Here is a 14,887-nt window from a genome sequence, read left to right on the forward strand (position 1 = left end):
TCACCCTCGTTGGGCGTCCTCTTCGTCCATCTCGGCATAGACCGCGCGGGCCAGCGCCATGGCGTGGTTTCCGGCGGGGACGCCGGCATAGACGGCGGCCTGCATCAGGATTTCCTTGACCTCGTCGCGGGTGACGCCGGTGTTGCGGGTGGCGCGGATGTGCAGCTTCAGCTCGCCGTCCTTGCCGAGCGCCGCCAGCATGGCGATGGTCAGCATGCTGCGCGTCCGGATGTCCAGGCCCGGCCGGGTCCAGATCTGGCCCCAGGCGGTCTTGGTGATGAACTCCTGGAAATCGGCGTCGAACTCGGTGGCGCGCTCCAGCGAGCGGTCGACATGGGCGTCGCCCAGGACCGAACGGCGAACCGTCATGCCGCGGTCGTAGAGATCCTTATCCTTCATCTCTGGGTCCTTCATCACAGGTCCCTCAGGAATCCGCCGATCAGGGCGGCCAGCTCCGCCGGCTTTTCGACGCCGGGGATGTGGGCGGCGCCGGGCAGCAGCTCGAAGCGGGCGCCGGGAATGCCGGCAGCCAGTTCGCGGGCGGAATCGGGCGGGGTGGCGACGTCATGCTCGCCGCAGATCACCAGGGTGGGGGCGGTGATGGCGGCGTTGGCGGCACGCAGGTCGGCATCGCGGATCGCCATCGAACAGCCGACATAGCCGTCTTCGGTGGTGCGGGCGACCATGGCGGTGTAGCCGCGGATCTGGTCGGGACGGCTGTCGCGGAACGCTTGGGTGAACCAGCGGACCATCACCCCGTCGGAAATCGCGGTCATGCCGCGGGCGCGGATGGCGGCGATGCGGTCGGTCCAGACCGATTGCGGGCCGATGACGCCGGCGGTGTCGCACAGGATCAGGCCGTGGATTCGGCCGGGCGCCTTGACGGCGAGGCGCTGCGCCATCATGCCGCCGATCGACAGGCCGCAGACATGGGCGCGCTCGATGCCGAGCGCGTCGAGCAGGCCGGCAGCGTCGTCGGCCAGCAGGTCCATGCTGTAGCCGGCATCCTCGGTGACCGGCGTCACCTGGGTCAGGCCGTGGCCGCGCATGTCGTAGCGGAGCACGCGGTAGCGCTGCGACAGCAGGGGCACCACGGCGTCCCAGATGTGGAAGCTGGTGCCGATGGAGTTGGCGAACAGCAGCACCTGCGCGTCGTCCGGGCCGGTCAGGTCGTAGTGCTGGGTGATGCCGGCGGCTTCGAGGAAGGGCATGGGGGGTCCGCCTGTGGTGGTTGTTCTGGTCAGGTTTCGGCTGACGGTGCCCCCACCCTAACCCTCCCCCGCTGGGCGGGGGAGGGGATTGGTGCTGATGCGGGAGGGCGGCGGCAGTCCCTCCCCCACCCAGTGGGGGAGGATAGGTGGGGGTTTAACTTACCCGCTCGATCATCACCGCGATGCCCTGGCCGACGCCGATGCACATGGTGCAGAGCGCCGTCCGGCCGCCGGACTGTTCGAGTTGATAGAGCGCGGTGGTCGCCAGACGGGCGCCGCTCATGCCGAGCGGATGGCCGAGCGCGATGCCGCCGCCGTTCGGGTTCACATGCGCGGCGTCATCCGGCAGGCCAAGCTCGCGCAGGACGGCCAGAGCCTGGGCGGCAAAGGCCTCGTTCAACTCGATCAGGTCGATGTCGGCGATGCTGCGGCCGAGACGTTCCAGCAGCTTGCGGGTGGCGGGGACCGGGCCGATGCCCATGACGCGCGGCGGCACGCCGGCGGTGGCGCCGCCGAGGATACGGGCGCGCGGGGTCAGGCCGAAACGCTTCACCGCCGACTCCGACGCAATCAGCAGGGCGGCGGCGCCGTCATTGACGCCCGAGGCGTTGCCGGCGGTCACCGTGCCGCCGGGGCGGACGATCGGCTTCAGGGCCGACAGCGCCTCGATGGTCGTGGCGCGGGGATGCTCGTCGGTCGTCACCACCGTCTCGCCCTTGCGGGTGCGGATGGTGACGGGGGCGATCTCGCGGGCCATGCTGCCGTCGGCGATGGCGCGGGCGGCGCGCTCCTGGCTGCGCAGCGCGAAGGCGTCCTGGTCGGCGCGGGCGATCTTCCAGTCGTCGGCGACGTTTTCCGCCGTCTCCGGCATCGAGTCGGTGCCATAGGCCGCCTTCATCGCCGGATTGACGAAGCGCCAGCCGATGGTGGTGTCGAAGATCTCGGCTTGGCGGGAGAAGGGGGTGTCGGCCTTGCCCATGACGAAGGGGGCGCGGCTCATGCTCTCCACCCCGCCGGCGATCATCAGATCGGCCTCGCCCGCCTTGATGGCGCGGGCGGCGGTGGCGAGCGCGTCGAGGCCGGAACCGCAGAGCCGGTTCATCGTCGTCCCCGGCACCGCGTCGGGCAGGCCGGCCAGCAGGGCGGCCATGCGGGCGACGTTGCGGTTGTCCTCGCCGGCCTGATTGGCGCAGCCATAGATGACGTCGTCCACCGCGGCCCAGTCGACCGAGGGGTTGCGCTGCATCAGCGCGCGGATCGGCACGGCGCCGAGATCGTCGGCGCGCACCGAAGACAGCGATCCGGCATAGCGGCCGATGGGGGTGCGGATGGCGTCGCAGATGTAAGCGTCACGCATGGTCTTATCCTTCTCCGCCAACCTGCCCATGGGCGGCTGCGGTGCGGGCCTGGAGGTCGCGGAGCGCCGTCAGGGTTTCGGCGTCCGGGATTTCGGTGGTCTTCAGGTCGGGCGAGATCTTCAGGTCCCAGCCGGTGGCGGCCTTCACCTGCTCCACCGTCACGCCGGGATGGATGCCGGTCAGGGTCAGTTCCTTGCTCACCGGATCGGGGGTGAGGATGCCGAGGTCGGTGATGACCGCCGTCGGCCCGGCACCGGGAATGCCGGCCTTTGCCCGCGCGTCACCGCCGTCGAGATAACCGGCGGAGGTGACGAAGGGCAGCTTGGCGACGAAGGCCTTGGGGCTGTGCTTCAGGACGATGAAGACCTCTTTCGCCTGGGAGGCGATCTCCGGCGCGCCGCCGGCACCGGGCAGCCGCACCTTGGGCGCGTCGTAGGGGCCGATGACGGTGGTGTTGATGTTGGCGAAGCGGTCGACCTGCGCCGCGCCGAGGAAGCCGACGTCGATCCGCCCGCCCTGCAGCCAGTAGCGGAAGATCTCCGGCGTGCCGACCACGGTGTCGGCGGTCAGCGCGAGGTCGCCGTCGCCGATCGACAGCGGCAGCACCGTCGGCTTGGCGCCGATCGGGCCGGATTCATAGATCAGCACCACCTCCGGCGCATGGGTCAGCCGGGCGAGGTTGGCGGCGGTGGAGGGCAGGCCGATGCCGACGAAGCAGACGGTGCCGTCCTTTAGCAGGCGGCTGGCCGCCACCGTCATGATCTCGGTCGCGGTGAACTCGAGGGTTTCAGCGCTCATCACGCAACCTCCTTCATGCTTTCGGCCAGCACGCGGCGGAAGCCGGCGAAATCGTCGGTGTCCAGCACATGGCGCTGCATCCAGGCCTGGAAGGTCTCACGCGAGCGGGCGATGGGGTCCCAGGCCTTGTAGAAGCGGTTGTCACGCTCCGAATAGCCCTGTGCGTAGGACGGATAGGCGCCGCCGGGGACGGGGCAGACGGCGGAGAGCGCCCAGGCCGGCAGCACGCAGGCGTTCGGCGGAGCCTCCAGGTCGTCGACGACCTCATCCACCGTGACGATGGAGCGCTTGGCGGCCAGAACCGCCTCTTTCTGGACGCCGAGGATCCCCCACAGGAGGACATTGCCGCGGCGGTCGGCCTTCTGGGCGTGGATCACCGTCACGTCGGGCCGGACGGAGGGGATGGCGGCCAGCGTCTCGCCGGTGAAGGGGCACTCGACGAAGCGGATGTTGGGATTGACCTTCGGCAGGTCGGAGCCGGTGTAGCCGCGCAGCAGGGCGAAGGGCAGGTTGGAGGCGCCGGCGACATAGGCGTTCGCCATGCCGGCATGGCTGTGCTCCTCGATGGCGAGTTGGTGCGGCCAGCCCTGTTCGACCGCGTCGCGGAAGCGGTGGAGGGAGCCGACGCCCGGATTGCCGCCCCAGGAGAAGATCAGCTTCGCGGCGCAGCCCATGCCGATCATCTGGTCATAGATCAGGTCCGGCGTCATGCGCACCAGCGTCAGATCGCGCCGGCCCTGCCGGATGATCTCGTGCCCGGCGGCATGGGGAATCAGGTGGGTGAATCCTTCCAGGGCGACGGTGTCGCCATCGTGCACGAGGCTCGCCACCGCCTCGCGCAGGGGCGTGATCTTCGCCATATGACCTCCCGAATGTGCGAAAATCGCACGAACAATCTTCTTTACGCACAGAGTGGCGATGGCGTCGGCCCCGTGTCAAGGTCGAAAACAGAGAATATCGGGCGCTTATCGCCCATATTGCGCCGCAACATTAGATTGGCGCGGTGTGGTGCACGGCATGCTGACTGAAACAGGTTTTTTTATCAGTACATTAGTTGAAAGGCCGACATTGTGCGATTATAGAACTTTGCATCAAATATCGCACTTGACGGTTCGTCCATCCCTCAGTACGGTTGGCTCAACAGTCAATGACCGGGACCCAGCGATTGCAATTGGGAGTTCCGGCGCCGGCATATGGTCACATGTGGGAGGGACAATGACGAGGACTCTGCGCAACGCGCTGCTGGGTGCGGCGTTCGGTCTGGCGCTGGCGGCCGGTCCGGCCGGCGCCGCCACCATCAAGGTCGGCGTCGTGGCGCCCTTCTCCGGCCCGTTCGGGGTGGTCGGCAAGAGCTTCAAGGAAGCGATCGAGGTCTATCAGGCCGAACATGGCAAGACCGTCGGCAACGACACGGTGGAGTTCATCTACAAGGACCTCGACCAGCCGAACCCGTCGCAAAGCAAGGCGCTGTCGCAGGAGCTGATCGTCAAGGACAAGGTGTCCTTCCTCGCCGGCTATTTCTTCACGCCGGACGCGCTGGCCGTCGCCCCGCTGATCGACGAGGCGAACATCCCCTGCGTGATCTTCAACGCCGCCACCTCCGCCATCACGGAGAAGTCGCCGCGTTATGTCCGCACCTCCTTCACCCTGTGGCAGAACACGGTGCCGCTGGCCGAATACATGGCCAAGCAGGGCATCAAGAAGGCGGTGTCGGCGGTCAGCGACTATGGCCCCGGCATCGACGGCGAGGCCGCCTTCAAGACCACCTTCGAGAAGAATGGCGGCACGGTGGTGGACACCATCCGCATGCCGCTGAAGTCCAACGACTTCGCGCCCTTCATGCAGCGGATCAAGGATTCGGGCGCCGAGGCCGTCTATGCCTTCCTGCCGGCCGGTCCGGCGACGCTGGCCTTCGCCAAGGCCTTCAACGACACCGGGCTGCGGGCGGCGGGCATCAAGTTCTTCGGCCCCGGCGACCTGACCCAGGAACCGGACCTGCCGGCGCTGGGCGACGCGGCGATGGGCATCACCACCAGCTTCAACTACAGCCGCGCCCATGATTCGGCGATGAACAAGGCCTTCGTCGCCAAGCACAAGGAGATGTTCGGGTCCTACGACACCGTCACCTTCACCTCGGTCGGCGCCTATGACGGCACGCACGTCATCTATCAGATGATCAAGAACGGCGGCGGCAAGATCGACGGCGCCAAGGCGGTGGAGTCGGTGAAGGGCATGAGCTGGGAAAGCCCGCGCGGGCCGCTGACCATCGATCCGGACAGCCGCCACGTCACCCAGACGATCTATCTGCGCACCGTGGAGAAGGTCGACGGCAAATTGGAGAATGTCGAGAAGCAGGCGTTCCCGAAGCAGCCGGACTATGGGTACAAGTTGGCGAAGTGAGGGGGGATCGTCCCTCTCCTAACCCTGGAAGAATCCCCTCTCCCCCCGGGGAGAGGGTTAGGGTGAGGGGGATGCAGAGGGTGGATTAACAAGCGTCGGACAGTCCGGCTCCTCTACCAACTTCACGCCACGCATCCCCCTCACCCCGACCCTCTCCCCGGGGGGAGAGGGAGAAGGGCAGACGGACGCACATCATGGAAACCATGTTCGGGATCGCCGTCGACGGGGTCGCCTACGGCATGATCCTCTTCATCATCTCCGTCGGGCTGTCGGTGACGCTGGGGCTGATGCGGGTCGTCAATCTGGCGCATGGCGCCTTTGCCATGGTCGGTGGCTATATCGCCTCTTATGCGGCGCAGGAGGCCGGGCTGCCCTATGCGGCGGCGCTGGTGGTGGCGGTGGCGCTGACGGTGCTGGCGGCGCTGCCGCTGGAGCGGTTGCTGTACCGCCGCATCTACGGCTCGGCCAACGAGCTGGCGCAGGTTCTGCTGACCATCGGCCTGACCTTCGTGATCGTCGCGGGCATCAATTACCTGTTCGGCCCGACGCTGAAGCGCATTCCGCTGCCGGAGCTGCTGACCGGCACGGTGGAGCTGGGGCCGAAGGCGATCCCGACCCACCGCGCCTTCGTGATCGCCGCCGGGGCGGCGACCCTGCTGGGGTTGTGGTGGCTGCTGGAGCGCACCGATTTCGGCATCCGGCTGCGCGCGGCGGTCGATGATCCCGCCATGGCGGCGGCGCTGGGCATCCGGACGGAGCGGCTCTATCTGGCGACCTTCGCGCTCGGCACCGGGTTGGCGGCGCTGGGCGGCGTGCTGGGGGCGGAGCTGCTGCCGCTGGAGCCCTATTACGCCATCCGCTACATCGTGCTGTTCCTGGCGGTGGTGGCGGTCGGCGGGGCCGGCAGCATCTTTGGGTCTGCCGCGGCGGCGCTGGCGCTGGGCATCGTCGACACCGCCGGCAAATACCTGATCCCGAGTTTCGGCGAGTTCTTCTTCTACGCCGCGCTGATCCTGATCCTGTTCCGCTGGCCGCACGGCTTCTTCAAAGGGAGGACGGCATGACGAGCGTCGCCGAGCGAGACGAGAACGGCGACAGCAAGGGCGGCAGCATGACCCGACGCACCCCGCTGGGCACTCCCTTGGCGGCCCGCCGCGATCTCGGCTGGATCGGCATTCCGCTGGTCGCGGCGGTTGGGCTGGCCGCCTTCTGGCTGCTGCCGGACGATCTGGCGCTGCTGACCCGCATCGCCGCCTCGGCCCTGTTCGTGCTGTCGCTCGACCTCGTGCTCGGCTATGGCGGGATCGCCACGCTGGGGCAGGCGGCGATGTTCGGCTCCGGCGCCTATGCCGCCGGCATCGTCGCGGTCAACTGGAACAACGACCCCTTCGTCATGCTGGCGGCCGGCGGGCTGGCCGGCGGGCTGATCGCGCTGGCGACCGGTGCGCTGATCCTGCACGCCCGCGGGTTGACCCTGCTGATGCTGACCATCGCGGTCGGGCAGATCGTGCAGGAGGTCGCCAACAAGGCGCGCGACTGGACCGGCGGCAGCGACGGGCTGTCGGGCATCGACCCGTCGCCGGTGCTGGGGATGTTCCGCTTCGACATGTATGGCCGGACCTCCTACCTGTTCGCGCTGGCGGTGCTGGTGGTCGGGCTCTTGGTGGCGCGGCGGATCGTGCGCTCGCCCTTCGGGCTGGCCTGCCGCGGGGTTAGTGAGGATCCCCTGCGGATCTCCGCCATCGGCGGGTCGCCGAAATCCTATCTGGTGGTGCTCTATGGCGTGGCCGGGGTGTTCGCCGGGGTGGCGGGGGCGCTGACCGCGGTGACCAGCGGCATCGTCGGGCTGGACAGCGCCGGCTTCCCCTGGTCGGCGGAGGCGCTGGTGATGCTGGTGCTGGGCGGCACCGGGCGGCTCTATGGCGCGGTGATCGGCACGGCGGCCTTCATGGGCATCCACCACATCCTGGCGGCCAGCGACCCCTTCCACTGGATGGGCTTCATCGGCCTGTTCCTGATCGGCATCGTCCTGTTCATGCCCGGCGGCATCGCCTCGGGGGTGGAGCGGCTGGGCGGGCTGCTGCGCGGTAAAGAGGACCGGGCATGACCAAGCTGTTGGAAGTCGAGGGGTTAGCCAAGAACTTCGGCGGGCTGCAGGTGTCGTCCGACATCTCCATGACGTTGAATGCCGGCGATCGCTGCGCCCTGATCGGGCCGAATGGGGCGGGGAAGACGACCTTCGTCAACCTCGTCACCGGGGTGATCCCCCCCAGCGCCGGCACCATCCGGCTGGACGGCCGTGACATCACGAAACTGTCGGCAGCGGAGCGGGTGCGGCTGGGGCTGATCCGCAGCTTTCAGGTGGCGCGGCTGTTCAAGTCGATGACGGTGCGCGAGCATCTGGAACTGGCGGTGTTGCAACGCGACCGCCGCACCTTCCGCCTGTTCGCCAATGTCGCGAAGGTGGCCGGGCTGGCCGACGAGGTGGCGGGGCTGCTCGACACGATGGGGCTGACCCATGTGGCGCACAGTGCGGTGGGGGCGCTGGCCTATGGGCAGCAGCGGCTGCTGGAGATCGCGCTGGCGCTCGCGATGAAGCCGAAGGTGCTGATTCTGGACGAGCCGGCGGCCGGCGTGCCGCATTCGGAAAGCCAGCGCATCCTCGACGCCATCGACCGGCTGCCCAAGGATCTGGCGGTGCTGATGATCGAGCACGACATGGATTTGGTGTTCCGCTTCGCCAGGACCATCGTCGTGCTGGCGCAGGGGCGCCTGCTGTGCAGCGGCACCGCCAAGGAGATCGTCGCCGACCCACGTGTGCGCGAGGTTTATCTGGGGAGCCGCGCCAATGCCCACTGAACCGGTCGGATCGCTTGAGGTGACGGATCTGCGCGCCGGCTACGGCAAGACGCTGATCCTCGACGGCGTGTCGCTGGCCGTGCCGGCGGGCGGGCGGCTGGCGCTGCTCGGCCGCAACGGGGTGGGGAAGACGACGACGCTGGCGACGCTGGTCGGCCAGACCACCCGCCATGGCGGCAGCATCCGGCTGGACGGGGTGGAACTCGGCGGGATGAGCAGTTCGGCGCGGGCGGCGGCGGGGCTCGGCTATGTGCCGCAGACGCGCGACATCTTCAAATCGCTGACGGTGGAGGAGAACCTCGTCACCGGGCTGAAGGGGCGTCCGCGCTCGGCGCTGGAGGAGGCGTATGCGCTGTTTCCCCGGCTGGGCGAGCGGCGGCGCAACGGCGGCGGCGAGCTGTCGGGCGGCGAGCAGCAGATGCTGTCGGTCGCCCGCGCCCTGCTCGGCAAGCCGACGGTGCTGCTGCTGGACGAACCGCTGGAGGGGCTGGCGCCGGTGATCTGCGACACGCTGATGAAGGCCCTGTCGAAGCTGGACATGACCATCCTGCTGGTGGAGCAGCAGGTCGACCGGGCGCTGGAGTTCGCCGACCGCGTGGTCTTCCTCGACCGCGGCCGGGTGGTGCATGCCGGACCGGCGGCGCAGGCGAAGGCCGATCCGGCGCTGCTGGAGCGGCATCTGGGCGTGGCGCTGGCGGCGTAGGGGCGCTGGGGGATCCCCCCTCTCCCCCCGGGGAGAGGGTCGGGGTGAGGGGGATGCACAGGGTGGATTTGGTGGGGAACGGGGAGTGCGCGATGCTTGAAGATCCTCGCCGCGCGACCCCCTCACCCTAACCCTCTCCCCGGGGGAGAGAGGGGATCTTGGCGGCTTAAAGGGATTTCACCGGAACGGCGGCGCGTACAGCAACCCGCCCTCGGTCCAGGGCTTGTTCATGCCGGGGTCCATGCCGTAGGGGGTGCCGAGGTTGCGGTCGAAGATCTCGCCGTAGTTTCCGACCTGCGCCAGCACCTGCAGCGCCCAGTCGTCGGGCAGGCCCAGCGTGCGGGCGACGGTGCCGGCGTGGCCCAGCATGCGGTGCAGTTCGGGATCGTCGGGGATGCGGCCGGCCTGCACGTCGGCGGCGGTGACGCCCTTGGCGTCGGCCAGGACGATGGCGTGGAGGACCCAGCGGGTGATGTCGTACCAGTTGCGGTCGCCGCGCGCGATGTAGGGAGTCAGCGGCTCGCGCGAGATCACGTCGGGGTAGATGGTGATGCCCATCCCGGCTTGGCGGTAGCCGGCCAGCGAGGTGATCAGGACCGTGCGGTCGGTGGTCAGCAGGTCGCATTCATGGGCGAGGAAGGCCTGCAACGCCTCGTCCAGCGTCTGGAAGGTGCGGATCGTCCAGGGCAGGTCGGACTTGCGGATATAGTCCTCCAGATTGCGGACCGTGGTGGTGGCGGTCTTGACGCAGACCGTGCGTGGCCCCAGCCGGTCGAGCGGCGGTGGCGGCGTGCCGTCGCTGTGAACGGCGAAGCCCTGGCCGTCATGCAGAAGCGGCATCAGGAATTCGATGTCGTGCGACAGGTCGCGGCTGAAGGTCCAGGTCGTGGTGGTCAGCGCCACGTCGACGTCGTGCTTCTCGACCGCCTGGAACTCCTGCGGCTTTTCCGGCAGGCGGACGACGCGGATCGCCTGGGCGTTGCCCAGGGTCGCCGCGGCGAAGACCCGGCAGACATCGACCAGGAAACCGTCGAGATGTCCCTGCGGGTCGGAGAAGGAGATGCCGCTGACGCCGCTGCGCAGGCCGCAGATCAGGAAGCCGCGGCCGTGGATGCGCTCCAGCGTGTCGCCGTCCTCGGCCCGCGCCGATGGAGCCAGCACCGGTAAGGCCGACACCAGCGCCAGCAGCAGAAGCAACACCAGCCGCATCCCGACACCCATCCCCTGACCAGTCCCCGCCATTGTGCGGCGGGCGGGGTCAGGCCGCCTGCCCGGCGCGCAGCGTGCCGAGCAGACTATGCAGTGAAGCGGCTTCCTCGGCCAGCGTGTTCGCCGTCTCGGTCAGCGAGGCGGCGATGTCGCCGGTGCGCGCCGCCTGGGCGCCGACGCCGTCGATCAGCGCCGCCACCTCTCCCGTATTGCCGGCGATCACGCCGACGCGGTTGCGGATGTCGGTGGAAGATTCGGTCTGGCGGGCCACCGCCTCGCCGATCAGGTCCTGCACCTCGTTGATGCGCTCGACCGAGCCGGAGATGCGGGCGAAAGTGCCGACGGTGTTCTGGATGCTGCCGTTGATGGCGCCGACCGAGCTGGCGATCTGCACGGTGGCGTTGGCGGTCTCCTCCGCCAGCTTCTTCACCTCCGCCGCCACCACGGCGAAGCCGCGGCCCGCCGCGCCGGCCGCCGCCGCCTCGATGGTGGCGTTCAGCGCCAGCAGCTTGGTCTGGTGGGCGATGCCGGTGATGACGTCGACGATGCGGCGGATCTGCTCGGTGTTCTCGCCCAGCTGGCCGACCACCTCGCGGGCGGCGGTCAGCTCGTCCAGCGTGGCGCCGACCACGCCCGCCGCCTCGGTGGCGAGGTTGGAGACGGTGCCGATGGTGTCCATCAGCACCTCCGCGCTGTCGTTACAGGTGGTGGCGTTGCGGTTGCTCTCGGCGACGAAACTGCCGGCGCTGACCGTGCTGTCGATGGTGCCGGCCGATTCGCGGCGCAGCGCATCGGCCAGTTCGCGCAGTTGGCCCGACTGGGTGGCGACGCCGGACGCCACCTGATGCACGTCCTCCATCAGCTGGCGGGCCAGCGCGGCGGAGCGCATCTGCTCGGTCACGTCGGTCCAGGACAGGGTCTTGCCCAGCACGTTGCCCTGGTCGTCGAAGACGGTGTCGACATGGGCCTCCACCGTCGTCTCGCCGACCGTCAGGGTGCGGCGCGGGATCGGCGGGCGGGTGGGATCGGTGCAGGCGGCGGTGAAGTCCGGCCCCTGGGCCAGCAGGTCGGGACCGGCGGGATCGATGCCGTGCGCCTCGCAGAAGGTCCGGGCGGCGGGGTTGACGAACCCTACTTGACCATCGGTGCGCAGGAGGGCGGTGGGTACCGGGCTGCTGTCGACCATCCGCTTCATCAGCAGAACCTGCTCCACGCTGCCGCGCAGGTGGCGGAGCGCGGTCGCCATCACCGCCAGCTCGTCGCGGCCGGTGCGGGGGATCTCGATGGAGAGGTCGCCGGCGGCGATCTGCTCCATGGCGCGGGCGAACTTGCGCAGGTTGGCGAAGACGGCGACGCGCAGCAGCAGGGCGGCGGCGATGGCGACGGCCAGCGCGAAGGCGCCGACCATCTTGAGCGCGTCGTTGCGCAGAGCCTCCGTCGCGCCGACGAACTCCGACACGTCGCGCGAGATTTCCGCCGTCGCCCAGGGCAGCCCGCCGTCGCCGCCGAGCGACACGGTGGTGGTGGAGAGTTGCGCGTGGGCCGACGGCTCGCTGCCCTTGGCCTCGAACAGCACGCCGCCCTTGGCGTCGGTGAAGCGGATGTCGGCGTCGAGAACGGCACCCAGGCTGGACAGGGCCGGCAGCGGATCGGTCACCACCTCGAGGAAGCCCAGGACGCGGAAACCGCCGATGGGCACGATCATGCTGAACAGCGGCCGGCCCTGGCCGTCGCGCCACAGCAGGCTGGCCGGGCGGCGCTTGTCGGCGATGTCGCGCGACTTCAGCGCCTCGAACAATGGGGCGACGGTGGCGACGCTGTCCTGCTCCCCGCCGGTGGCGGCGATCCGTGCCATGTCGGCGTCATAGACGGCGACCGAGATCAGCCGCACCTCGCGGTCGACCACCACGGGCCGCGCGTTGATGTTCTTCAGCGCCAGCATCGTCTTGGCCGGGTCCTTCTGGTTGATGCTGTCGACCAGGAAGGAATCGCGGCTCCATTCGTTGGCGTGGTTCTGGAGCCACTCCGTGTAGTTCTTGCGGATGCGGTCGTTGGCCAGCACCCGCAGGGTCGCCGCCGCGCTGCTGTTGAAGGTTTCGAGCGCGAAGCCGGTGTAGCGTTGCGACACCCAGGCCTGGCTGGCGATCAGCGCCGCCACCAGCACGCCCACCACCGACACCATGGCGCGGCGCAAGGTCCAGAAGCGGTGGCGCGCGCCGCCGTCGTCCAGGGTGCCGCCCGTTTTCGTCACGCCTGCTTTCGTCGAGATCGCCGTCATGCCCAAACCCCCCGCCGCCACAAAAACGGTTCCACGGATTGCTACGCGCACATCGTCGCAGGGCCCTTTGAACGGTTTAGCGTCTAATTGTGAACAGCTCGTGTCTTTTGGTTTGCATTTGAGACAAGCGGGAATGCCGGAGGGAAGACTTCGGACGGCTTTCGTGAGCAGACGGGCGGTCTATGACTTTCCTATGGGGGAATGCTGCAAGACGAAAAGCAACCGGGTGTGGCGGGTTGACTTCGGAAGAGGCCGGTTGCCCGCTTTGGTGCATAAAGAATGGGCCACGGGAACGCGCGAAAAATTTTTCGCGATTTCCCGTGGCCCAGGTTGCCGAGCGCGTGGCCGCCGCAAGACTGAAGCGACGGGGGAGTTTGCTCGGGGTTCGGTGATACGCGTTCCCTCTCCCGCCCCGCTCCCCCTCTCCCCCCCGGGGAGAGGGTCGGGGTGAGGGGGTGGCATAGAGTGGATTCGGTGGCGAATGGGAACTGTGCAGTTCTTGGGAATCCTCGCGGTGCGACCCCCTCACCCTAACCCTCTCCCCGGGGGGGAGAGGGGATCCTGGCCGGTCTGAAGATTCCCTCACCCGTCCTGCGTCACGTCGCCGGCAAAGAGGTAGCCGGTGCCGTGGACGGTGACGATCAGCCTCGGGTCGGCGGGGTCGGGTTCGATCAGGCGGCGCAGGCGGCGGACGAGGCTGTCGATGGTGCGGTCGGTGGCGTCGGTCTTGCGCCGCGTCGTCGCCGTCAGCAGATAGTCGCGGTTCATCACCCGTCCGGGATTGCAGACGAAGGTCGACAGCAGCTCGAACTCCGCGCCGGTCAGCCGCACCGGGTTGCCCTGCGGGTCGGTCAGGCGCATGCGGTCGAGCCACAGCGTCCAGCCGGCGAAGCTGCGCCGGCGGTCGTCGCGCTGGTCGCCCGGCGCCTTCAGCCGGCGCAGCAGGTTCCGCACCCGGGCCAGGATCTCGCGCGGCTCGAAGGGCTTCGCGATGTAGTCGTCGGCCCCCATCTCAAGCCCGATTATGCGGTCCAGCTTCTCCGCCCGGCTGCTGACCAGGATGATGCCGATCTCCGACACCGCGCGCAGTTCGCGGGTCAGGGTCAGCCCGTCCTGGCGCGGCAGCCGGATGTCGAGCAGCACGAGGTCCACCGCCGTCGCCGCCAGCAGATCCTTCAGCTCCTCGGCACTTCGGGCCAGCAGGACGTCGAAGCCCTCATCCGTCAGGTAGGACTTCAGCGTCTCGCGCGTCACCGCGTCGTCGTCGGTGATGGCAATGGTCGCCGGCATGGCCCTCTTATCCGCCTCTCCGCGCCCCCTATCGCCTCAATGTTCCAGGATCTGGCCCAGGAACTGGCGGGTGCGCTCGCTTTTCGGGTTCTCGAAGAATTCGGCCGGCGACCCGCTCTCGATGATCGAGCCTTCGGCCATGAAGACAATAGAGTCGGCGACCTGCCGGGCGAAGCCCATTTCGTGGGTGACGCAGACCATGGTCATGCCCTCGCCCGCCAGTTCGGTCATCACGTCCAGCACCTCCTTGACCATTTCAGGGTCCAGCGCGGAGGTCGGCTCGTCGAACAGCATGATTTCGGGGCGCATGCAGAGCGCGCGGGCGATGGCGACGCGCTGCTGCTGGCCGCCGGACAGCTGGCCGGGGAACTTGTGCGCCTGATCGGGGATGCGCACCCGCTTCAGGTACATCATGGCGATTTCCTCGATCTCGGACTTCGCCATGCCGCGGACCCAGATGGGGGCCAGCGTCAGGTTCTGCAGAACGGTCAGGTGCGGAAACAGGTTGAAGTTCTGGAACACCATGCCGACCTTGCGGCGGATCTTCTCCACCGCCTTCACGTCGTCGGTCAGCTCGATCCCGTCGACGATGATGTGGCCGGTCTGGTGCGCCTCGAGCCGGTTGATGCAGCGGATCATCGTCGACTTGCCCGAGCCGGAGGGTCCGCAGACGACGACCTTCTCGCCCTTGCCGATGCTGATGCTGACGTCGCGCAGCGCGTGGTAGCTGTTGTACCACTTGCCGACCTTGCGGAGTTCGATGATGGCGTTCTCGGTCATT

Annotated in this window: 14 protein-coding genes; 5 read left to right on the top strand and 9 right to left on the bottom strand. The window is 68.4% G+C overall.

What is annotated here, in order from left to right; all coding sequences use genetic code 11:
* The 5 genes from pcaC to TSH20_RS20610 all read right to left on the bottom strand — a co-directional run bounded on the left by pcaC (position 1) and on the right by TSH20_RS20610 (position 4,227).
* The gene (pcaC, locus tag TSH20_RS20590) at positions 1-399 is read right to left on the bottom strand and encodes a 4-carboxymuconolactone decarboxylase (RefSeq protein WP_109076507.1); all 399 of its coding nucleotides are present in this window, start codon (positions 397-399) and stop codon (positions 1-3) included.
* 14 nt (positions 400-413) lie between these two features.
* Entirely contained in the window at positions 414-1,211 is a 798-nt protein-coding gene (pcaD, locus tag TSH20_RS20595; RefSeq protein ID WP_109076451.1) for a 3-oxoadipate enol-lactonase, read from the bottom strand.
* 154 nt (positions 1,212-1,365) lie between these two features.
* Entirely contained in the window at positions 1,366-2,568 is a 1,203-nt protein-coding gene (pcaF, locus tag TSH20_RS20600; RefSeq protein WP_109076452.1) for a 3-oxoadipyl-CoA thiolase, read from the bottom strand.
* 4 nt (positions 2,569-2,572) lie between these two features.
* Positions 2,573-3,367 (bottom strand): CoA-transferase subunit beta, encoded by a 795-nt coding sequence (locus tag TSH20_RS20605; protein ID WP_109076453.1) that lies wholly within the window; start codon positions 3,365-3,367, stop codon positions 2,573-2,575.
* Positions 3,367-4,227 (bottom strand): CoA transferase subunit A, encoded by an 861-nt coding sequence (locus TSH20_RS20610; RefSeq protein ID WP_109076454.1) that lies wholly within the window; start codon positions 4,225-4,227, stop codon positions 3,367-3,369. Before TSH20_RS20610 ends, TSH20_RS20605 begins: the two co-directional genes overlap by 1 nt.
* A 355-nt stretch (positions 4,228-4,582) precedes the next feature.
* Between TSH20_RS20610 and TSH20_RS20615 the strand changes: the two genes are divergently transcribed.
* From TSH20_RS20615 to TSH20_RS20635, 5 genes are all read left to right on the top strand, one after another.
* Positions 4,583-5,767: an ABC transporter substrate-binding protein gene (locus TSH20_RS20615; protein WP_109076455.1), complete on the top strand. Its 1,185-nt coding sequence runs from the start codon at positions 4,583-4,585 to the stop codon at positions 5,765-5,767.
* 194 nt (positions 5,768-5,961) lie between these two features.
* Positions 5,962-6,831, top strand: coding sequence for a branched-chain amino acid ABC transporter permease (locus tag TSH20_RS20620; protein ID WP_109076456.1), 870 nt, complete (start codon positions 5,962-5,964; stop codon positions 6,829-6,831).
* Positions 6,828-7,874 (top strand): branched-chain amino acid ABC transporter permease, encoded by a 1,047-nt coding sequence (locus TSH20_RS20625; RefSeq protein ID WP_109076457.1) that lies wholly within the window; start codon positions 6,828-6,830, stop codon positions 7,872-7,874. Before TSH20_RS20620 ends, TSH20_RS20625 begins: the two co-directional genes overlap by 4 nt.
* Complete coding sequence (locus TSH20_RS20630) at positions 7,871-8,626, top strand: ABC transporter ATP-binding protein (RefSeq protein WP_109076458.1); 756 nt, start codon at positions 7,871-7,873, stop codon at positions 8,624-8,626. The genes TSH20_RS20625 and TSH20_RS20630 overlap by 4 nt, the downstream gene beginning before the upstream one ends.
* Positions 8,616-9,329: an ABC transporter ATP-binding protein gene (locus TSH20_RS20635; RefSeq protein ID WP_109076459.1), complete on the top strand. Its 714-nt coding sequence runs from the start codon at positions 8,616-8,618 to the stop codon at positions 9,327-9,329. The genes TSH20_RS20630 and TSH20_RS20635 overlap by 11 nt, the downstream gene beginning before the upstream one ends.
* A gap of 177 nt (positions 9,330-9,506) precedes the next feature.
* On the opposite strand, the gene TSH20_RS20640 is transcribed toward TSH20_RS20635, so the two are convergent.
* From TSH20_RS20640 to TSH20_RS20655, 4 genes are all read right to left on the bottom strand, one after another.
* Positions 9,507-10,538 (bottom strand): amino acid ABC transporter substrate-binding protein, encoded by a 1,032-nt coding sequence (locus TSH20_RS20640; RefSeq protein ID WP_247871324.1) that lies wholly within the window; start codon positions 10,536-10,538, stop codon positions 9,507-9,509.
* Between the two features lie 49 nt (positions 10,539-10,587).
* Positions 10,588-12,816: a HAMP domain-containing methyl-accepting chemotaxis protein gene (locus tag TSH20_RS20645; protein ID WP_109076461.1), complete on the bottom strand. Its 2,229-nt coding sequence runs from the start codon at positions 12,814-12,816 to the stop codon at positions 10,588-10,590.
* Between the two features lie 582 nt (positions 12,817-13,398).
* The gene (locus tag TSH20_RS20650) at positions 13,399-14,106 is read right to left on the bottom strand and encodes a response regulator (RefSeq protein ID WP_109076462.1); all 708 of its coding nucleotides are present in this window, start codon (positions 14,104-14,106) and stop codon (positions 13,399-13,401) included.
* 36 nt (positions 14,107-14,142) lie between these two features.
* Positions 14,143-14,886, bottom strand: a complete 744-nt coding sequence (locus tag TSH20_RS20655; protein WP_109076463.1) for an amino acid ABC transporter ATP-binding protein — start codon at positions 14,884-14,886, stop codon at positions 14,143-14,145.
* Position 14,887: the final 1 nt, after the last annotated feature.

Origin of the sequence: Azospirillum sp. TSH20, assembly GCF_003115935.1 — a bacterium.
GTDB lineage: Bacteria > Pseudomonadota > Alphaproteobacteria > Azospirillales > Azospirillaceae > Azospirillum.